16 protein-coding genes are annotated in these 19,437 nt (G+C 49.0%); 8 read left to right on the top strand and 8 right to left on the bottom strand.

Annotated elements, in window-relative coordinates:
- The first annotated feature begins 6 nt into the window (after nt 1-6).
- From scpB to BDT_RS09820, 5 genes are all read left to right on the top strand, one after another.
- Nucleotides 7-1,473, top strand: a complete 1,467-nt coding sequence (scpB, locus tag BDT_RS09800; RefSeq protein WP_015091079.1) for an SMC-Scp complex subunit ScpB — start codon at nt 7-9, stop codon at nt 1,471-1,473.
- Nucleotides 1,448-2,023: a hypothetical protein gene (locus BDT_RS09805; RefSeq protein WP_015091080.1), complete on the top strand. Its 576-nt coding sequence runs from the start codon at nt 1,448-1,450 to the stop codon at nt 2,021-2,023. The genes scpB and BDT_RS09805 overlap by 26 nt, the downstream gene beginning before the upstream one ends.
- The gene (locus tag BDT_RS09810; RefSeq protein WP_015091081.1) at nt 2,020-2,919 is read left to right on the top strand and encodes an HTTM domain-containing protein; all 900 of its coding nucleotides are present in this window, start codon (nt 2,020-2,022) and stop codon (nt 2,917-2,919) included. The genes BDT_RS09805 and BDT_RS09810 overlap by 4 nt, the downstream gene beginning before the upstream one ends.
- Complete coding sequence (locus BDT_RS09815; RefSeq protein ID WP_015091082.1) at nt 2,920-3,429, top strand: TlpA disulfide reductase family protein; 510 nt, start codon at nt 2,920-2,922, stop codon at nt 3,427-3,429. It begins immediately after the preceding gene.
- Nucleotides 3,430-3,541: 112 nt separating this feature from the next.
- Nucleotides 3,542-4,024 (top strand): hypothetical protein, encoded by a 483-nt coding sequence (locus BDT_RS09820; protein WP_015091083.1) that lies wholly within the window; start codon nt 3,542-3,544, stop codon nt 4,022-4,024.
- Here the strand turns inward: BDT_RS09820 and BDT_RS09825 are convergent.
- The 4 genes from BDT_RS09825 to BDT_RS09840 all read right to left on the bottom strand — a co-directional run bounded on the left by BDT_RS09825 (nt 4,014) and on the right by BDT_RS09840 (nt 10,065).
- Nucleotides 4,014-4,934, bottom strand: coding sequence for a hypothetical protein (locus BDT_RS09825; RefSeq protein WP_015091084.1), 921 nt, complete (start codon nt 4,932-4,934; stop codon nt 4,014-4,016). The genes BDT_RS09820 and BDT_RS09825 overlap by 11 nt on opposite strands.
- Before the next feature lie 117 nt (nt 4,935-5,051).
- Nucleotides 5,052-6,050 (bottom strand): ribonucleotide-diphosphate reductase subunit beta, encoded by a 999-nt coding sequence (locus BDT_RS09830; RefSeq protein ID WP_015091085.1) that lies wholly within the window; start codon nt 6,048-6,050, stop codon nt 5,052-5,054.
- Between the two features lie 114 nt (nt 6,051-6,164).
- On the bottom strand, nt 6,165-8,570 hold the full coding sequence (locus BDT_RS09835) for a ribonucleoside-diphosphate reductase subunit alpha (protein ID WP_041577575.1): 2,406 nt from the start codon (nt 8,568-8,570) through the stop codon (nt 6,165-6,167).
- Nucleotides 8,571-9,057: 487 nt separating this feature from the next.
- Complete coding sequence (locus BDT_RS09840; protein ID WP_235046076.1) at nt 9,058-10,065, bottom strand: TIGR01212 family radical SAM protein; 1,008 nt, start codon at nt 10,063-10,065, stop codon at nt 9,058-9,060.
- 39 nt (nt 10,066-10,104) lie between these two features.
- On the opposite strand from BDT_RS09840, the gene BDT_RS09845 reads away from it, so the two are divergent.
- Entirely contained in the window at nt 10,105-10,860 is a 756-nt protein-coding gene (locus tag BDT_RS09845) for an MnmC family methyltransferase (RefSeq protein ID WP_015091088.1), read from the top strand.
- A gap of 64 nt (nt 10,861-10,924) precedes the next feature.
- Entirely contained in the window at nt 10,925-11,638 is a 714-nt protein-coding gene (locus tag BDT_RS09850; RefSeq protein WP_015091089.1) for a substrate-binding periplasmic protein, read from the top strand.
- Here the strand turns inward: BDT_RS09850 and BDT_RS09855 are convergent, their stop codons facing one another.
- From BDT_RS09855 to BDT_RS09865, 3 genes are read right to left on the bottom strand one after another with little or no spacing between them, the layout of a single operon-like run.
- Nucleotides 11,639-13,621 carry a C45 family autoproteolytic acyltransferase/hydolase gene (locus BDT_RS09855; RefSeq protein WP_015091090.1) on the bottom strand — a complete coding sequence of 661 codons (1,983 nt, stop codon included), beginning with the start codon at nt 13,619-13,621 and terminating at the stop codon, nt 11,639-11,641. It lies immediately after the preceding gene.
- Nucleotides 13,618-14,184: a hypothetical protein gene (locus BDT_RS09860; protein WP_015091091.1), complete on the bottom strand. Its 567-nt coding sequence runs from the start codon at nt 14,182-14,184 to the stop codon at nt 13,618-13,620. The genes BDT_RS09855 and BDT_RS09860 overlap by 4 nt, the downstream gene beginning before the upstream one ends.
- Entirely contained in the window at nt 14,181-15,701 is a 1,521-nt protein-coding gene (locus BDT_RS09865; protein WP_015091092.1) for a GH3 family domain-containing protein, read from the bottom strand. Before BDT_RS09865 ends, BDT_RS09860 begins: the two co-directional genes overlap by 4 nt.
- A gap of 143 nt (nt 15,702-15,844) precedes the next feature.
- Here BDT_RS09865 and BDT_RS09870 point away from each other — a divergent pair, with 143 nt between their 5' ends.
- A complete protein-coding gene (locus BDT_RS09870) occupies nt 15,845-16,351 on the top strand; it encodes a TetR/AcrR family transcriptional regulator (RefSeq protein ID WP_015091093.1) in 507 nt (168 codons plus the stop codon).
- Here BDT_RS09870 and BDT_RS09875 read toward each other — a convergent pair.
- Nucleotides 16,348-19,389, bottom strand: a complete 3,042-nt coding sequence (locus BDT_RS09875; protein ID WP_080602378.1) for an outer membrane lipoprotein-sorting protein — start codon at nt 19,387-19,389, stop codon at nt 16,348-16,350. The genes BDT_RS09870 and BDT_RS09875 overlap by 4 nt on opposite strands.
- Nucleotides 19,390-19,437: the final 48 nt, after the last annotated feature.

Consider the following 19,437-nt stretch of genomic DNA (forward strand, 5'->3'; position numbering starts at 1 on the left):
GGGACCATGTCTGAAGAAAAAGACGATTTGATCAACGAAGAAATGAATCACGCTGAAGAATCTGAAGGCTTCGAAACCGAAGCTGACGTTGAAACTGACGAACTTTCCGCTGACGGCATCGAATCCGACGCCTCTGTATTCCTGCAGGAAGAAGAGGAGGCAGAAGGTTTCCTTCCGGAAGCTTCTGATGATGACGTGGACGCGATGGAAGCCTCTGAAGAAGAGGACGAAGTCTCTGTTGATGGCACTGAGCTTGACGGTTTTGACTCCGCTGAAATTGAAGAAGTGGAATTCGTCGAGGAAGAACGCCTTGAAAGCATCGTGGAAAGCGTGCTGTTTGCTTCAGACAGACCGGTGAGTCTGGCTTCTTTGAAACTTCTGTTTAAAGGCACCAACATCCGTGGCGACAAAATCCGTCGTGCTTTGGATCAGCTGGCCGTTGAATACGCTGGCGGCCGTCGTGGCGTCACCCTGGAAGAAGTTCCGGGTGGATACCAGTTGCGCACTAAAATTGACAATATGGAATTCCTGAAGCGCACACTGAAAGCGCGTCAGTTCAAACTTTCCGGCCCGGCTTTGGAAGTTCTTTCCATCGTGGCCTACAAACAGCCGACCGTGAAAGCGGAAGTGGATGAAATCCGCGGCGTTGAATCCGGTCACTTGCTGCGCGCTTTGATGGAAAAGAATCTGGTTTGCTTCGAAGGCAAATCCGAACTTCCAGGTCGCCCTATGCAGTACGGCACCACCAGAAAATTCCTGGAGATCTTCGGCCTGAGAAGCTTGAAAGAGCTTCCAACCCTGTCCCAGATTGATGAACTTCTGCCGGATGGTATTGATGAACAGCAGGCGGAGGAAAAACCGACTCTTTCCACTATCACGGACAGCATGTCTGAAACTTACATTGGTTCTTACTCTCAAGGTGAGGAAGAGCTGATGAAAATCCAGGAACAGCTTGAAGACATCGCGACTTCTTCCAACTTCTTTGAGGAAGAAAAACGCCGTCAGGCTGAAAAACGTGACCAGGAGCGCGCTCAGAACATCCGTGATGCTTTGGCATTCGGCGAGCCGGTTTCCACACGTGATCAAAACTGGCTGACGAAGTACGATGAGGCTTTGGCTGCGGGCACTTCTTTGGTTGCCATGGCAGCTGAAAAGAAAGCCGCTGCTTTGGAAAACATGAAAAAGCCGGCAGTGACTGCGGAAAACGGCGAAGAAATCTCTGAGGAAGGATCTGAAGAGACTTTGGAAGCTTCCCTGGATGAATCCTCTGAAGAGTCTGTGGACGAATCCACCGACGGGGATGATTCCGAGCTGGAAGAAGCTGTCGTAGCATTTGATAACGACGAAGATCTGGATGAGGCTTCAGACGATCAATTATTCGCTGACTCTGATGATGAATCTTCCGAAGAAGAAGAGTTGCCATTCTTGGGTGAGGCGGACGACATTGATGAAGAAGGTGAAGCTTCTGTTTAAGACTCTTCTGAGTCTTTGGATCGTATATAATATCTTTGTGATGTTGGTGATGCCCAATGTGGGTGCCTATTTCGGGCGGGTGACTGCAAACGTGGTCACCCCGTACGCCAACACGGTGGGTTTGAATGCCGGGTGGAATTTCTTTTCCCCCGAGCCAGCCCATCCCATGTATCTGAAATACACCATCAATTATCTGTACACTGAAGGTGAAAACGCCGGTGAAGAGGCTAAAGAGCCGGTTTACGGTTTTTTCCCCTTGGAGACCGCCAAGGACAACCGTCCTTTGCCGAACATCACCCGCAAACGTGAATGGGCATTGATGCGCTATATGGTGCTGGATCCCAAGCGTTTAAGGGTTTTGATGGGACCATGGTTCTGTCGTCAGTATCCGGGTGCCACGTCTGTGGATATGGAGCATGTGATTGAGACTATTCCATTCCTGGATCAGGCCGTGCGTTTCCGCGAAGACAGCGTCAGTGACCTGTCCAAAGAGGTCCAGTATGTTCGGGAATCCTATTCCTGCGCAGGTGGGGATGAGGAGAGTCTATGATTAAAAAACTCTGGGCTCATTGGGATCAGTTCTGGTTTGCGCCACAAAGTCTGCTGGGTCTTGCGTATATGCGGATCATGCTGTGTGCGACGCTGCTTTATATGAACCTGTCCCGATTCTATAATCTTGAATTTTACACAGACTCCAGCTGGATTCCGCGCACCCGTGCGCTGGAAGTGATGCCGGAACTGGGGCGTCCGCTGTTTCTGTGGACGCTCTGGCCCGACAGCATGAATTTTGTCATGAACCTGGTGCTGGTGGTGCTTTTGGCTCTGCTGACCTTGGGGATTGGCGGTCGCTGGCTGATGGGGATCGCGTGGCTCATTAATGCCGGATTCCTGCAAAGAAATTATGCGGTGAATTTCGGGGCGGATGTGATCGGGGCGTTATTCCTGTTCTATATGGCCTTCACCCAAAGCTGTGAACGATTAAGTGTTGTGAATCTGGTCCGTAAGAAAAGTTCATTTAAAATGAGCGACACCGTCAGCTCGATGATGATTCGCATGATGCAGGTTCAGATTTCTGTGATCTATGCTTACACCGGGTGGGAAAAACTTAAAGGTGGCAGTTGGTGGGATGGAACCGCTTTGTGGAGTGTCCTTGCTAACCCACAAATGACGACGATGGACTTTTCGTTCCTGCGCCATTTTCCGTGGGTGATCCCGGTGATTGGCTATGTGACGATTCTGTTTGAAATCTATTTCCCGGCGATGGTGGCCTGGCCCAAGACAAGATATCTTTGCCTGCTGCTGGGGCTTTCGTTCCATGCGGGGATCGGCATCTTTATGGGTCTGATTCCTTTTGCCACGGTCATGGTTTCGACGTACTTCCTGTTCCTGGACCCACAGCTTCTTGAAAGGGCTTTGATCAGAACCCGCTCTGTGGTGCGCATTTAAATGAACAAAGCTCTGATTGGAAAAATCGTGAATGGACTGCTGGTTGTCGCAGTCCTGTGGGTTTTGATCAATCGCCTTCCGGGCATTATTGAAAACTTCAAAAAACAAAACCAGCCAGCTCCTTCGTTTGCGGTTCCTTTGCTGGATGGAACCTTGTTTGAATCAGAAAAAGCCGGCAAGCCCGTGGTGATTGTGTTTTGGGCCACGTGGTGTGGTCCTTGTGAGGTCGAACTTTCCCGCATGCAAAAGCTGATCGATGAAAAGATCATTCCCGCAGAATCGGTACTGGCTATTTCAAGTCTGGAAGATCGCGATCTTGTTCAGGCCACGGTGGAACAGCGCCGTTATACCTTCCTGGTGGGCGTGGATATCAGCGGTCAGGTGGCCGGTCTTTATGGAGTTCGTGCCACGCCGACCACGGCCTTGCTCGATAAAGACCACCAATTAACCTGGATCACCACGGGGTTAAGTCCGCTGTTGGAAGTAAAAATCCGGGGTCTTTTTAAGTAAATCCGCCGTTATCGCATTTTGGGACGGGGAAATCGTCTCAAAACTGGACCTGATGAAAAAACTCGTTTAAGCGTCCCCGCACCTCATTTATTCTATAAAGGTGGGGGAGCTCATGAAATCAGTACGATATTTTGCAGGACTTTCAAGTCTTTGTCTTCTGTTGGCGGCCTGTCAGCCGGTGGAAGGCGATTCTCTGCTGACTGATAAAAAAGATGATTCCAGCACCCATACTTTGGATAAAACTCCGAAATCAGAAGAACTGACCGTTCAGCTTTTCTCTCCCACCATCAATATGAAAAACACAGACACCAAAGCCGAAATCACCGGCGAGTGCTATGTTTCAACATATCCGTCCCACAGGCTGATTGTGATGAATGGTTCGACACAAATGACCCTGGTGGATACAAATCCGGCAACGGCCTCCAATGCCAACTATGCCACTTGTAAAAACGGACGCTTTAACTTCTCGTTGAATATTGCGGCTTTGGCTTCTGGCGTTTACAGCATGCGAATCATCATGCAGGCCTTCGATGCGGACGGAAATGCCGTGATGAACGAAGCCCGTGCGGCTCCGACATTCACTCTTACAAAATAAAATTGAAATCGTTTTTAAGTTTCAAAGGCGCTTCCTGATCTTTGCTTTCAAGAATCAGGGTGTCTTTCAATTGCAGATCGCGGATAAAATCCGCACGTCTGTGCAGTGGAATCTCTTTTCCCGTCACAGTTGAAAAGGTCGAATTAAAAGGGGTGCCCAGCAATCCCTTTTCCTGGTGCTCCACATTCGTCAGAACCTCAAGAATCTCCAAAGCCAGTTCTTTCTGGGTGGAGTTCGCCGGAATGGCGGCTCCCCACATCAAAAGGGCACTCAAAAACGGGTGAGGACCGCCGCGGAATTCACGATTCTGCGGGGTTTCCACGGCCCCTTCATCACTGGCTTTGCTCAGTTGATCCAGCTGCAGGGTCAGAATTCTTTTTGTATTGATTTGCTCAAGCAACCCCTGCTCTTTCCAGGTCTGGAAGTGCTTGAGCAGCAGGTCTTCATCGGCCAGCAAAAACAGGAAGGTTTCTTTTTTGTTTTTCAGATAATCCTGGAAGGTTTCGTCCAGCGGAGTATCAATGCCGGTTTTCATCCAGTAAATGGGCAGGAAAGTAAAGGTTTCGGGATTGCGGCTTTTTACGAAGTCAGTGGAAACTCGTTGCAGCAATTCACCTTGAATGCCGGCGACGTTTGCCAAAAGATTCTGATGCGCCAGTGTGTTGGCCCAGTATGATGGCAGAAAGATCAAATCGGCGGAAGGGCTGGCCACCACGTTGGCCATCATTGATTCCCAGTCGCGGGTCACCGTGACGGAAAAACGCACGTGAAGTTCTTCTTCCAGTTCCTGACGCAAGTTCATCGGGAACAGGACTTCATCCGTGGTCAGTACAGAAATTTTACGGGGAGTGACGAAATAGCTTCTGGAAATGCCTTGGGGCAGGACTCCGTGCAGAAATCCCACCCCCATGCAGATTAGAAAAAAGAAGATCCAAAAAATGTTGCTTTTCAGATGAAGTCCAGTCTCCGCGGCCCGATGCACCCCGGCTTCGCCGGAGTAGCGCCGCTACGACATCCTAGCCGTAGGCTAGAAGGCCTCGTCGAAGGCAACTGCGCCGGATACGCCTGTTTGGTAGGCGGAAACGCGTCTTTCGAAGAAGTTTGCAAGCTCTTGCATGTCCTGAAGTTCCATGAAGATGAACGGATTCTTCACGTTGTAGCGTGGAGCAATGTTCAAGCTTTCAAGGCGTTGATCAGCGCAGTACTCAAGATATTGTCTCATGTCTTTGGCAGACAAGCCGGCAACACCCAGGTTCAGTACGTCGTGAGCAAATTCCATCTCGCATTCGATGGCGTCTTCAAGCATTTGCACAACCATGTCTTCCATTTGCTGGTTGAACAATTCTGGTTCTTCTCTGCGAGCTGTTTTAACAACTTCGATCGCGAAGGCCATGTGCATGGACTCATCACGGAAGACCCAGTTGGTACCAGATGCCAAACCAGCCAAAAGACCTTTGGAGCGCAGGAAGTATACGTAAGCGAAGGCTGCATAGAAGAACAGACCTTCAACGCAAGTTGCGAAGCAGATCAGGTTCATCAGGAAGCGGCGACGATCTTCGATCGTTTTCAGTTCATTCAGCTCGTTGATGGAATCAATCCATTTGTAGCAGAAATCCGCTTTCTTTTTGATGGACGGGATGTTTTCAACCGCAGCGAAAGCCTCCGCGCGTTCATCTGGATTTGGAATGTAGTTATCCAAAAGTGTCAGATAGAACTGAACGTGCAAAGCTTCTTCATAAAGCTGACGGGACAAGTACATGCGACCCTCTGGAGAGTTCACGTGCTTGTAAAGGTTCAACACCAGATTGTTACCCACGATAGAGTCACCTGTTGCGAAGAAAGCCACCAAACGACGGATCAGATGTTTTTCTGATTCAGTCATTTTGGAGTGCAGATCCACAAGGTCTGTAGAGAAATCAACTTCATCCACAGTCCAGGTGTTCTTGATCCCGTTTTTGTACATTTCGTAGAAAATAGGGTATTTCATCGGGCGCAAAGTCAGGTCAAAGCCAGGATCCAAAATCATAAAAAACTCCCAAAAAAAGTACGCTCATTCGAGCAAAATAAGTGGCTGAAAGGCAGCTCACTGGTTCAGCTTCGGGGGCCAAAGCCCCCTCAGCTCTCCGCGGGCGAGCCGCGATTACTGACAAGCTTCGCAGGCTTCTGGGTTTTCCAGAGAACATGCGATCACTTCTGCGTCAGAGTAAGACTTCTTGGCCTCTTGAGCAGGAGCTGCGTCCATCATGCTTTCAGAAGCAGTTGGATTTGCAGAGTTGCTGGAAGCTTTCACAGTCGTTTTTGCGATTTTAGTCGCAGGACGAGAGCGAAGGTAATAAGTCGTCTTCACACCTTTTTTCCATGCATACATGTACATGGAGGAAAGTTTGCCGATAGTCGGGCTTTCCTGGAACAAGTTCAAAGATTGAGCCTGATCGATGTAAGCGCCACGGTCCGCAGCCATATCAACCAAAGACTTCATCGGGATTTCCCAAACAGTGCGGTACAATTCCTTGATTTGTGGAGGAATCATAGCCACGTCCTGGATGGAGCCGTCCTGAAGTTTGATTTCGTTACGAACGTCTTCAGTCCAGATGCCCATCGCTTTCAAGTCACCCACAAGGTACTTGTTGATCTGCATGAACTCTCCGGAAAGAGTCTCACGTTTGAACAAGTTGGAAACCTGTGGCTCGATCGCTTCGTAGCAACCCACGATGGAGGCGATAGTTGCTGTTGGAGCAATCGCGATCATCAAAGAGTTTCTCAGGCCGTGCTTTTTGATTTTCTCTTTCAACTTCTCGAAACGCTCTGGTTGAGAAGGTGTCACGCCCCAAAGGTCGTATTGCAACAAACCTTTAGCCGCTTTGGTCTGCTCGTAAGCGCCGTGAGGACCGTGCTTTTCAGCAAGTTCGCAGGAGGTTACAAGCGCATTGTAATAAATCTCTTCCTGAACTCTTGCAGAAAGGTCACGAGCCGCTGCAGAGTCAAACGGAAGCTTCATAAGGAACAAAGCATCCTGAAGACCCATCACGCCCAAACCAACTGGACGCCATTTGTGGTTGGAGTCCTGAGCTGTGCCGATCGGGTAGAAGTTGATATCAACAACGCGGTCCAGGTATTTCACAGCTGTGCGAACAGAACGAGCCAGTTTTTCGAAGTTGAACTGACCGTTTTCCACGTGGCGAGACAGGTTCACAGAACCCAGGTTGCACACCGCAGTTTCTTTGTCAGAGGTCACTTCAAGGATCTCTGTGCACAGGTTGGAAAGGTGGATCACGTTTCCAGCTTCGCCAGTCTGGTTGGCTTTCAAGTTCGCATGGTCTTTGAAAGTCATCCAGCCGTTACCAGTCTGAGCCAATGTTTTCATCATACGGCTGTACAGGTCGCGAGCTTTAAGTTGTTTGATGTAAAGTTTCTTTTCCTCTGCTTCGGTGTAAGCCTTTTCGAACTCTTCACCGTAAGTGTCCACGAAATGAGGAACCACTTTCGGATCGAACAAAGACCACATTGCATCGGCTTCAACACGCTTCATGAACAAGTCTGGAACCCAGTTTGCCAGGTTCAGATTGTGCGCGCGTTTTGCTTCGTCACCAGTGTTGTCGCGAAGTTCAAGGAACTCCTCGATGTCACCGTGCCAGGTTTCAAGATAAACACAGGCTGCACCTTTACGTTTACCACCCTGATTTACCGCTGCAACGGAAGAATCCATTGTTTTCAGCCAAGGGATGATACCGTTGGAGTGACCGTTTGTTCCTTTGATCAAAGAACCACGGGAACGAACGCGGGAGTAAGCCACGCCGATACCGCCGGCAAATTTGGACAGAAGGGCGATGTCCGTGTATTTCTGATAGATGGCAGTCAAGTCATCGCTTGGAGAATCCAAAAGATAGCAGGAAGACATCTGCGGACGCATAGTTCCGGAGTTGAACAAAGTCGGGGTGGACGGCATGTAATCGTGAGAAGAGATCAAACGATAGAACTCGATAGCCTCTTCCACGGATTGCGCCAAACCGCAGGCAACACGCATGAAGAAGTATTGAGGAGTCTCAAACACCTGACGAGTTGTTGGGTTTTTCAACAGATAACGATCATAAACAGTTCTTAGACCGAAGTATTCGAAACGGTCTGTTCTGTACGGCTCGATAGCCGCGCAAAGAGCTGCTTTGTTGGTTTCAACGAATTTGTAAGTGCTCTCAGCAAGAAGACCTGCCTGGAAGCCGAAGCTTACAGAGTCAGCGAAAGATTGGATCTTCTGAGAACGAACTTCTTCGTCAATATATGTGGAAAGAAGGCGAGCCGCCAGACGGGAATACTCTGGGTCTTCACCGATCAGCAAAGATGCTGTCTGGATACAAAGATTATCCAATTCTTTGGTGGAAGCACCATCATAAAGACCGCTGATAGCCTTAGTGGCAACACGCAAAGGATCTACCTGAGTCAATCCCTGGCAATTCTTGGTTACGCGCTCAACGATTTTCGTTACGTCCACTGGCTCCAGTGTGCCATCGCGCTTTTTAACTCTCATGATGTGAGCTGTTGTTTCCAACATGGCTGTATCCCCTCTGCCCAGTTCCGTTTGGGCAAAAAAATCCCGCCCCAAGATCTTCACCCCTCGTAAAGACTTAGGTCTGGTTAATGCATATATAAGTTGTATGGTAATTGGTGAGAACGAAGTTGCTAATCCTTAGCTGTTTCCCTTGAATCCCCCTTAGTCGCCTTTCGGCTTGCCACTATATCTAGTGGTCTCTAATTGGTGACATATCCATATGCCGGGTATCTCTCTCAATTCCGATCTTGTAATTCTTTCGGTGATGTTTCAAGAACAATTTTAAAAATAACGCCGATTTTTTTGTGACGTTGCCCATCAAATAGGCAAAAAAAACTTCCTCTTGACTGAAGTCGCGTGCAAACAAAACTGGCAAGAGCTTGTAATTTTACCTCGTAAAACTAAAGTCCAGTGCTGAAACCTTAAATTTGGGGGCTTAAAGCTGAAATTTCCCTGTACTGATCTTACACGATCTTAAATTGTGCAGAAACTAAGCACGGACTGCGTCTGTTCTTTGCGATTTTTCGAACAAGCGTTTTTGCAAAAGCATGTCCGAGTCGTTCAAAGCTGCGAAATTCTGGGACTGATAAGCGCCGTGAGCGCGCAAAACATCAATAATGTGCTGGTGCATGCCCATCTTGTTTCGTGTCCACTCTGGCGCGACAAGCTCATCCCAGCGCGAAGAATACGCCGCCAGACGGTGCAAAGCCAAACGCGGGGAAAGATGCTGCAGGAACAGCTCTACACGACGTGTGTATGTGTCTTTGTCGATCGGGCTGAATTCACCCTTGTGATACATCTCTTCCAGCGGAGTGTTCTTCAGGACATGCAGGTTGTGAAGTTTCACGTTGGTGATCGGCAAGTCGTTACAGATCTTGGCCGTTTCGATGATCTGTTCATCAGTTTCCGTGGGACTTCCAAAAATCAGATGAATGCCCAGATCCACCGTCGTGGATGAAGCGATTTTGTGAATGGCCGCGATGGAATCTTCCGCGGTGTGCCCCCGGCGCATGAACTCCAGTTGGTCATTATAGAAGCTCTGCACACCCAGTTCGACGGCCACGAAGGATTTTTCGTGATATTCCTGCCACAGGTCCAAGACAGACTTTGAAAGGCAGTCCGGGCGGGTGCCCACGGTGAAGCCTTTCACCCAAGGATAAGACAGGGCCACGTCGAAATTGTTTCTAAGGGCAGACACCTTGGTGAAGGTGTTGGTGTAGGCCTGGAAGTAAATCAAAAAGGCCTTGGCGTTATATTTTTTGCTGATAATGCCGTGGTATTTTTCGATTTGCGCACGAAGCTCCATGGAAAGGCTTTCGGCGTTGGCGGCAGAACCCCAAACGTCACAGAACACGCAAGTCTGCATGCCCTTCAGGCCACGGCGGTTCGGGCAGTCGTCAACGACAGCCACCGGCACCTTATAAACCTTTTCACCAAAGAGTTTATTGTAGTGCTCACTGATAGTATGATAGGGAACCCCTAACCAGCCTTTTTCCATAGGCACTTTTACAGGTTTTTTCTGCGGGAAGTCAATCAAATGAAGTCTTGGGCCGATATTGGTTTTGAAATTGAGATCACGGGCGATGCAAGCCCCAGTTTGCGTCTGCTTGAGTCTATAGACGGCGCCACCGATCGCGGCGAGACCATGCATCACTCGGGCGGAGCATGCGCTGAGACGTTGATGATCTACGGAGACCCTGCAAAACAGATCCTTCAGAAGGTGCAGAAACCTCATTTTCTAGTGGTGGGCCTGGGGCTTGGTTACATTGAACTGGTGATCGCGCGCGAAGCACTGCTTTTGGGAAAAACGTCTGCGGATGTGGGTTTGATCACAAGTTATGAAAGTGTCCCGGAACTGCGCGAATTTTTCATTCAGTGGCTGCACGAGGATCGCACGAATCTTCATCCGGAAGTGCTGCAAACTTATGATCAGGTTTTGCAAAGTGTTTGTGGTAACACGGAGCTTGATCCGCAGGATCTTAAGTTTTTCTTGAGAAATCATTTTTCAGATGTCAGCAAAATCAGCGGAGCCCTTGATGCAGACGTTGAGCTGGTGTCGAAATATCACTGTATTTTATATGATGCTTTCAGCTCCAAGACTTCTCCGCACCTGTGGGAAGAAGAGTTCCTGAACAAGATTTTGCGCGAAGGTACAGAGCAGAAAAGTCTTCTGACTACTTATGCTTGCAAGGGGAATTTGAAGCGCGCACTGAAAGCCCAGGGTTTTGAAGTGATTCTGCGCGAAGGTTTTCAAGGGAAGCGCAACTCCACTTTGGGTCTTAAAAATATCTGAATTTGTAACGTTGCGCTGGCTGAAAAGGCCTTGCTAATTACCATCAATAAATCTTTACTTAGTTATGTCTTTGATCGCGAACGTAACAGCATTGCTGCTTCTGTCGTCTGTAGCCTCGGCCAAGCCGATTGTTATGGCGACCTTCGCCATTCCTTTAATGGTGGAAAGTCCCGAAAAAGGCCTTTTCGTCAATCTGACCCGGGAAATCGCCAAGCGCAATTCCCGCCAAATCGAAATTCTGGTTTATCCCACCGGCAAAACTCTTTTGGCATTCACTAACAACAAGGTGGATGGGTTCTTTCCGGCACTGGATGTTTATGTTCCTCAGGCCTCTGCCAAATCCAGCGCTTTTTATCGCAAGGTGGATTATGTCTTCTACAAAAAAGACAAACCACTCAGAAGCCTGAAAGACCTTGAAGGCAAAAAAGTCGGCCTGACCTTCCGCTATCCTTACGTCCGAGAACTTATCGGCAACAAGAAAATCCGCTTTGAAATGGCGGCTGACGATGTGCTGAATATGAAAAAGCTGGGTAAGGGCCTGATTGATGCTTTTGTCGTGGAAGAGCGTTCAGGGTTGAAGGCGCTGCAACTAAGCGGTCAGAAACAGATTGAGTTTGATCGGAACCAGCCTCTGTCCGAGCAGGTTGTGTATTATGCGTTTCAGGATAACGATGACGGCAAACGTCTTGCCGATATTTTCTCAAAAACCATTGAGACTATGAAAAAAGACGGCAGCCTCGATCGGGTCCTGACCGAGACTGTCGCCACCACACCTTAGTTATTCCACAGTTCCCAGGCGGATCTCGGCATCAAGGACAATGTATAATTGCGCCTCTTCGCCCAGACTCCACTGCAAATCATAAAGTTCACTTTGGCGGGGGTATTTGGAAATCAAACCTTGCAACAATCCTTGAGCTTCCTGACGGAAAGCACCCTGAGCGGCACGGGATTGTTTTGCCTGAGGCTTCAGGGTCTCTGCGCGGAATCGCCACAGATCCAGCTGAAAGTTTTCATAGTCATGAAGTCCTGAACCCAGGCGGGCCGAGATCGTGTTCAGACGCTCTTGAGCTTCAGCCAGATCGCTATAAGCCATGTCACGCTGGCCGTTCATAATATTTTTGGCTGCACGCAAAACCTTGATTCGCGCCCACATGAATTCGTACGGGAATTCAAAAACGCCATCTTGAGCTGCGGTCGCAGACGCTGTTTCCAGCAAGGCCAGGGTGCGATCCAGACCTGTGATCGTGCTGTGATCCTGTTCATTGGCGAGATAGGCCTTCACATAGTATTTCATAGAGTCATACCAGGCAGGTTTCGTTGGATCTTCCCACGCTTTGGTGGTTCCCAGAATTTCTACCGGAGCTTTTTGTCCCGGACCCAGCAGGCGGAAGCCGACAAAGTGTGAACGGTTGGTCGGGTAGGTTTCTGCCACACTCATCCACCACTGCATGCGGCCTGGCTGCATTACATGGGTCGCGGCGGTGTAAAGTTTCGTGGTGGTGCGACCAAAGGATCTTGCACCCACCAGCTCGTCGCTGTGACCACTTAAGCGATTGATCACCCATTGAGCATCAATTTTTCCGAAGTCTTCATTCAGGGTGCGTTCGACATGTGTCAGACGCGCGCGGGTTTCCAGGGTTTTGTTCAGGCTGTATTCATAACCTTCCTGACTGGTTTTGCCACCCAGGAAGTGATTGCTCTGACCCAGGAATTTGTTTTGCGCGCGACGAGCCACCACCACAGTGTCGCCACTCAATTCAATGGAAGCGGATTCGTCGGTTTTGGCGTCAGAGATAAAGAACGTCCACGCTCCAAAGCCCTTGCGGGTCTGGATCATGGCAATAGCCTCATTAAGGGTGCGTGCTTTCAACAGAACAGAATGCAGCAGGTAAGGGGCGATGTCGGATTCACCACGATCATAGCGAATCTGGGTGCCCTCGGTTTGCAGTTCATGCAAGCTCACAGACAGACCGTGGTTGTTGATACCGCTGATGCCGCCGGCATAGTGCAGCCCCGCAGATCCCAGCCCCACAGACGTGGTTCCGTTTTTCTGGCGATTGATCACGATGACCTGTTCAGGTTCATAGAAACCCAGAAGGCCCGTGTCGAAGTTGCGACCATGAACAAGGGCCCCATCCCTGGAGCTGCTAGCTGATGCACTGATCCCTGTACAACCCATTTTAATGGACCTCAAACCCTGAACCAGCAACTTAAAGGGCTTGGCCAGAGTGTTCCCGATAAAGTAAGGCGCACAGGAGGCAAAAACCTTCATGGCTCCTTTGCGGGGGCTTTCATCCATCTGTCTTTGCATGGAATCAGCAAAGATAGAGAATTCCACCATGTAGTTGGTTTCTTCAAACGCGCTCCAGGACACCTGGCTTCCGGCATCTTCCAATCCTCGGTGCAGGTTTTTAAGGCCGGATTTAAATTCATCAGAAACGCTGGCGCGATAGTTGTCGATCACACATTTTTTAATCAACAAAAGCTGATCCTGAGACTTTTTGTCCAGGGCAGAAAAAGCACGTTCGGTTCTGACCTGAACGCCCTTCAAAACACCGGCCTCGATTTCTTTTTTCAGGAAATAGCCGTGGAAATAAGCGGTCTCGGAAAAACCACCCTTCAGATCCAGCACGTGCACCGATTTCGAAGTGCCCGGGGCCTGACAGACAAAATGCTTTTGGCCTTGCAGTTCATTCTTAAGAACACAGTCCGCAAAGGCAGAGCCGGGAAGTAAAAGAGCCAGGATAAAAAGACGCTTCATAGGATCCCCACAGAAAGATAAATTGAAAAGCAGAAGAAACCGCAGGCGGCCACGATTTCGATTTTTCTTAAGAATTGCTTGATAGGCCCGTGCAGTCTTTTAAGCCCCCACAAAAGAGCCAGAAAGCTGACCACGAAGGTCAGAAGATACACGAGGACTCCCAGCCACAGGGATTTTGCGTCCCGCAGGTGAACGAACAGACCTGCATAGATCAAAACCAGGTGGAAGTTGGAAAGGGTCAAAGCCAGGCTCTTGGTGAATCCCTGATGTGGGATCTCAATTGTGGCAGGCTGTTCTTTGGAAAGAAGAACCTTCAAAGAGTAAGCTGACAGGACCAGAGCGGTCATCCCTGTCAATGTAATCTTAAGCCATTCCTGGTGAAACAACGGGCTTTTTAGCAGGGCCATTGCCAGAAGGATGTAGGTCACATCCCCCAGTAAAAAACCTGCAATCGAGGACCAGGGCCAGGTGCGGCGGGACACCAGACTGCGAATGATGCTGAAGCTTGCAGGCCCCAGCGCAAACGCTGATAAAAATCCCACCGAAATCATCCACAGAATCATTGCGCAAGTCCTGTCTGTTCCAGGTTGTTGCGGATGAAGCTCAGGTATTCTTCCGCTGTTTCAAAAGTTGTTTTCATTTTGAACTGACCACGGCTGCGGTTCTTCTCGAAGTACGCCTGCAGATAATCAGCATTCATGATCTGCACCTGGGCCGGGCCCAGAACCCCCACTTCGCGGCAGTCGTGGTAGTCACCATTCAGTTTTTGCATCTGCTGATCCAGGGTCGCAGCCAGGGCTTCCATATTGATGTTTGCTTTTTCCGGAACGAACAAAGTCCAAAGATATGCGGCTTTGCCGTTGTTCAGGACCGGGGACAGGAAGAAGTGACGCAGATCCACGTTGTGAGAATTTTTGGTGTTCAAATAACAATCCAGAATTTCGTCGTCGCTGACTTTTTCCGCGGCCAGGTTCATGCCGGTGGATTTGCGACCCACGAATTCAAATACAAGATCGCCGTTATTCAGATCAAAGCTGACAACGTCTTTCATGCAATAGTGAATCATTCCGTTGGGAGTGCCGACATTCAAATAATAAGCCACGCCCATTTCAATCTGGTGCAGGCCGATGTTCTTTTTTGGTCCATTGACCGGAGTGAAAGAGTAAATCAGGTCCGGGTTCAGGAAATAGCGCTGGCGGCCGTTTTCATATTTTTCATAGGGCAGGCCGATAGCGGCTTCCGTTGCGGCATAAACACCGTAATAGTTCAGTTCGTGACCCACCAGACGGTCAATGCGTTCCTGGTATTGTTTGATCGGGGTGGCTGCATAGACAAAGACTTTCAGGTTCGGCCAGATTTCGTTGATGTGGGTTTTGCCGGTTTTTTGCAAAACGGCCTCAAAGATAGAAATGATATAAGTAGGGATTCCGCTCACCACTTGAATGTCCTGCTGGATGGATTCGTTAACCAGCATTTCAATCTTTTTGTCCCAGTTGGAAATAGCCAGCACCTCCCGGCAAGGGAAGGTGTTCTTGGCCAAAGCCTTTGGAACACGGGTGGACAGAATCCCGGAAATGTAACCAAATTTAAAACCATTCTGGGAATACAGATAAGGATCAGAACCAAAAGTCAGACGACCTGCTTTCAGCAGATTCAGATTCGGCTCTAACGTGGACAGTTTGCTTGCAATGCGCTTCTGGGATTTGATGAACATGCGAATCATGCGTTCGTTATAAGGAACGCGCTTGGAGTCTTTTCCGGAAGTGCCGGAAGAAAGACCAAAATAGTCCGCTTTGTCTTTAAAAAGAATGTCTTTATGGCCTGCAGCGATCATGTCGACATAGGGTGCATATTCGTCATAACCAAACACCGGAACATGGTTTACGAACTCTTCGTAAGAGTGGATGTGGGACAGGCGCAAATCCTTATAGATGCGGGTGCCGGTCATGGAACGCTTCAGGCTGGCAAAGTTCTTTTCTTGTTTTGCCAGCATGTCTTGATGATTCACGGTCATTCTTTGACCGTATGTTTTCAGGTATTTTTGACCCAGGGACTGGACAACATGATTCACTGCGAACATAAAAATCTCCTTCGTTGGAATGAAGGCAATTTATTTCGATTTAAAACCTTTGTCGCTTTATGGCGTTGACAGGAAATGAGGGTTTTTGTCGAATTCGGCAGCTTCCATTGACAGAATTCGGGTATTTTTGTCAAAATTGCAGGATGGCAACTGAATCGAAAGAAGAAATCTATTTTGCGGTCTGTAACGCTATTCTGAAGATGGAAGTGGCCAAAGGTCATTTACAGTGGACCTTGTCTGATATCTCCAGAGAATCCAACGTCACCCGGTCCTTGATTTACTATTATTTCGGGAAGGAAAAAGACAAGGTTCTGGAAGAGGCCTATAAATTCGTTATTTCTCATATCTTCAATATGGAGCGCACTAAAACTGTCGGCATTCGCGAGCGGCTGCGCACTGTTTTGCGGGATGTGAAGAATATGCCTTATTTGTTTGTGCTTTATTATCTGGAGAAAAACGCCGGAACCCAGTTCGGCAAGATGATCAATGAGGCGGAAGCGTTGTTGATGAAAGCGATGAAAATCGAATTCCCAACGTTAAGCGAAGTTCAGATTCTGGAGATCTATCTGAAAGAGCTTGGGGCCATCGCGTTCCAGCTGCCGCCAGAACGGGTCGATGACCTGTTTGCTGATTACATCAAAAAGAACTAATCCTCAGCCAGCGCTTTCGGTGTAAAGCGCGCGGCCGTCAGCCCCTGGTCGATCTTCACCTGGGCCAATCCAATAACCGTGGCTCTTTTATTCTGGACATTTTTAATGCTGATCTTGGAAGCGCGCATTTTGCCTCCAGAGACTTTTTTGTATCCAGTGAAATCCAGGGTTTTTAAAAGTTTTCCCTGTTTGTCGTAACATTCCATCTTCACGGGAACATACTCGACCGATGAAACGTAGCTGATAATTTTGGAATAGGACGAAGAGGTGGCGTTGACGTCTGATTCCACAATCAGATATTTCTTGCCGCCGATTTCAGCCTCTTTTTTGATGACATTTTGCGCCGCCTGGTCGCGATTGAAATCAAAATCCTCGGTGGAAAGCTCAGACCCCAGGATGCCCCCTTGGCCCGATTCGCCGGTCAGTCGGCGGGTTTGTTTGGTTGAGGGCAGATAAATCCATTTGTCCTCTTGTTCACCTTTCAGGGTGGCCAGCAAGGCGGTGCCTTTTAAATCCTGCGGCTTTTGCATGCGCACCAGAAGATAGTGCTCTTTTTTTTGGGGGCTGAACCGCCAAATTTTCATTTCGCGGTCTTTGCTTGAGCCGTCGGCCTCGATGATCTTCATTTTCACGACGAACTGTTCATCCCGGGAACGCAGGCGCTGGCTCATTTCTTCACCCAACTTTTCCGCAGTGGGAAGCTGGGCATGCGTTGGAATTGGGGCCATTGCTACAAATAGTGTCAAAAGTATCATTGCTGTTGTTGCCATGACTTTCTCCTTTTTCCACGGTACGGGACCGAGCAACCAAGGGCAACTTTTCAGCAAAGTTGGAAGAAGAATCAAATCACCAACCAGTCCAGCGAGCATTGACAGTAGCATGTAGAAGCCAAAGATCCTGTTCATTGCAAAATAAGACGCCATAAAGACAGAGAAGCCCGCAAGCAGGGTCAGGCTTGAGATAAGACAAGGATTTCCCTCGCGCCACAGAGTGCGTTCGATCTCAAGCTCTTTGCTCTTGGACTTTTTCTGCATGTAACGAAGCCGCTCCAGCAAATAAACTGTATTGTTAAATGCCAACCCCAGCGCGATCGAAAAGATAATGGCGACACTGGGTTTGATGGGTGTTTGTGAAATTGCCAGAAAGCCCAGTAAAGCTGCCGGCGGCACCAGATTGGGAATGCAGGCCACGATGGCCCAGCGAACAGAGCGGAAGACCACCACCAGCACCAGGGCGATTGCAATCATCGAATGCCAGAAGCCGAAAATCAGTTCTTTGGAAAGTTCATTGTTCAAGTGATGAATGGTCGAACCCATGCCTGTGACCTCGACATTCATCTGCGGGAAAGCCGCTTTGGCCTTTTCACGAATTTGATCCACCACAGAATGCAGCTGATTGGATGGCAGATCATAGGTCCGCACTGAGATCCGCGTGTTGGCAGAATCTGTAGTCAGGAAGTTCTTAAGCGGGCTTGCGCTGCTTAAGGAATAAAGGAAAAATATTTCGGCCGTTGATGAACGGCTGGCTGGCAGGCGGGAATGGTGCAGATTGGCGGCGGCCACCAGATCCGGAAGTCCCACGACGCTGCCGACACCTTCGACAGTGCGAAGTTCAGACAACAGTTGATCCAGACGCGCCAGTAATTTTGGTTCATTCCATGAATCTGCAGGCCCCTTGACTTCAATATCAACCGGAATCATTCCACCCAGTTCCCGATCAATGGTTTCAGTGGACAGGCGCACCTGGTGATTCGCAGGCAGGTCATCAAACAACCGGGCGGACCAGGAAAGCCCCTGACCTTTGATCGCCAATGCTGAACACACCAGGATGATTAAAAATGCCCAGATGCCCGAGCGGCGGAACAGATACAAGCCCCAGCGTGCCTTAGCCCAGGCCCAGTCGCGGGCTTTGGGGCCTTGCATAAAATAAAGCATAGGGAACAGGGTCATTGTCGTGACCAGCCAGCCAATCACAATGGCTCCGGCGGCGGTTACGCCATAGTCACGAATCAACGGAACCTTGGTCATCAACAGGCTTAAGAAGCCGATCATCGTGGTTGTGGAGGCAAAGAAATTGGGTCCCAGCAAAACTTTGAACGTGTAGACAACACGTTGCTGATGGGTCAGGTGTGGCTGGTTCTTTTGTTCTTCGGCGTAGCGCAGAAGTGTATGAATAATCAATGACACCACATCCACGGTGGTCAGAATCGGAATTGTTGTAGACAGGACTGAAAACGGATATCCAGCAAGTGCCATGATGGCCAGAACAATGATGTTGGCAAATATGATGGTCACAAATGAAATAATCAAAGGGGACCAATTGGCAAATATCAATCCCAGCACCAGAAAGCACGCCAGAAATCCCAGAACAACAAAATTACGGATCTCGGTCTGCAGCAGGACGCCCACATCGGTCTGGACGGCCGGAGTTCCGCCAATTTCAATGTGAGCAAAAGGCACAGCGGCGGTGGCCGTGACCTCCAGATTCTGGCGCAGACTGAGCAAGTCCTTCGTGTTCAGGGACTTGATGTTGACAATAACAGAGGCCGTTTTTGCATCTTCTGAAATCAGCGTCGGCGAAATCAGGGGATTGGCCAGGGTTTCAGTCTGCCATTTTTCATGGGGAAGATTTTGCAGCAGGGGGCCGACGCTCAGGCCCTCTTTATTGTTTACAGCACCCTGTACGGTGGCCAGGCTTAAGGTGCCTTTGACGCCGGGATAATTTGCCAGCAGATCCGTGAGGGATTTTAAACTCTGAATTTTATCGTGACTGAACCAGGTTTCGCCGTCTTCTTTGATCTTGGCGGTGACAATAAAGGGCTGGGCTTCTGAAAGCTGAAACACCTGTTTAGTATGTTCATCTCTTTGTAGCAGCGGATTATCCACTGGCAAAAATTGCTTTAAACTGTACTGCGTTTGTAAACCAGGCAGAGCGAACAGACCAAGGACAGAGGCCAGAAAAACAAAAAGAAGGGTAGAAATGCAGACTGTTTTGACGGAAACTTTTGAAAATATTTTGGCGATTGTCGTATTTATCATTGGAATGTCTTCTTTCGATTCTGCTTAAAAAAGTTCCTTTAGATTTTT

It is taken from the genome of Bdellovibrio bacteriovorus str. Tiberius (assembly GCF_000317895.1).
Classification (GTDB): Bacteria; Bdellovibrionota; Bdellovibrionia; order Bdellovibrionales; family Bdellovibrionaceae; genus Bdellovibrio; species Bdellovibrio bacteriovorus_F.

Excerpts from the sequence above, each read along its gene's own strand:
- BDT_RS09830 (WP_015091085.1), bottom strand. The coding sequence starts at position 6,050 with ATGATTTTGGATCCTGGCTTTGACCTGACTTTGCGCCCGATGAAATAC.
- BDT_RS09870 (WP_015091093.1), top strand. The coding sequence starts at position 15,845 with ATGGCAACTGAATCGAAAGAAGAAATCTATTTTGCGGTCTGTAACGCT.
- BDT_RS09865 (WP_015091092.1), bottom strand. The coding sequence starts at position 15,701 with ATGTTCGCAGTGAATCATGTTGTCCAGTCCCTGGGTCAAAAATACCTG.
- BDT_RS09805 (WP_015091080.1), top strand. The coding sequence starts at position 1,448 with ATGAAGAAGGTGAAGCTTCTGTTTAAGACTCTTCTGAGTCTTTGGATC.
- BDT_RS09815 (WP_015091082.1), top strand. The coding sequence starts at position 2,920 with ATGAACAAAGCTCTGATTGGAAAAATCGTGAATGGACTGCTGGTTGTC.
- BDT_RS09810 (WP_015091081.1), top strand. The coding sequence starts at position 2,020 with ATGATTAAAAAACTCTGGGCTCATTGGGATCAGTTCTGGTTTGCGCCA.
- BDT_RS09855 (WP_015091090.1), bottom strand. The coding sequence starts at position 13,621 with ATGAAGCGTCTTTTTATCCTGGCTCTTTTACTTCCCGGCTCTGCCTTT.
- BDT_RS09875 (WP_080602378.1), bottom strand. The coding sequence starts at position 19,389 with ATGATAAATACGACAATCGCCAAAATATTTTCAAAAGTTTCCGTCAAA.
- BDT_RS09820 (WP_015091083.1), top strand. The coding sequence starts at position 3,542 with ATGAAATCAGTACGATATTTTGCAGGACTTTCAAGTCTTTGTCTTCTG.
- BDT_RS09825 (WP_015091084.1), bottom strand. The coding sequence starts at position 4,934 with ATGGGGGTGGGATTTCTGCACGGAGTCCTGCCCCAAGGCATTTCCAGA.
- BDT_RS09835 (WP_041577575.1), bottom strand. The coding sequence starts at position 8,570 with ATGTTGGAAACAACAGCTCACATCATGAGAGTTAAAAAGCGCGATGGC.
- BDT_RS09860 (WP_015091091.1), bottom strand. The coding sequence starts at position 14,184 with ATGATTCTGTGGATGATTTCGGTGGGATTTTTATCAGCGTTTGCGCTG.
- scpB (WP_015091079.1), top strand. The coding sequence starts at position 7 with ATGTCTGAAGAAAAAGACGATTTGATCAACGAAGAAATGAATCACGCT.
- BDT_RS09845 (WP_015091088.1), top strand. The coding sequence starts at position 10,105 with ATGAAGTCTTGGGCCGATATTGGTTTTGAAATTGAGATCACGGGCGAT.
- BDT_RS09850 (WP_015091089.1), top strand. The coding sequence starts at position 10,925 with ATGTCTTTGATCGCGAACGTAACAGCATTGCTGCTTCTGTCGTCTGTA.
- BDT_RS09840 (WP_235046076.1), bottom strand. The coding sequence starts at position 10,065 with ATGGAAAAAGGCTGGTTAGGGGTTCCCTATCATACTATCAGTGAGCAC.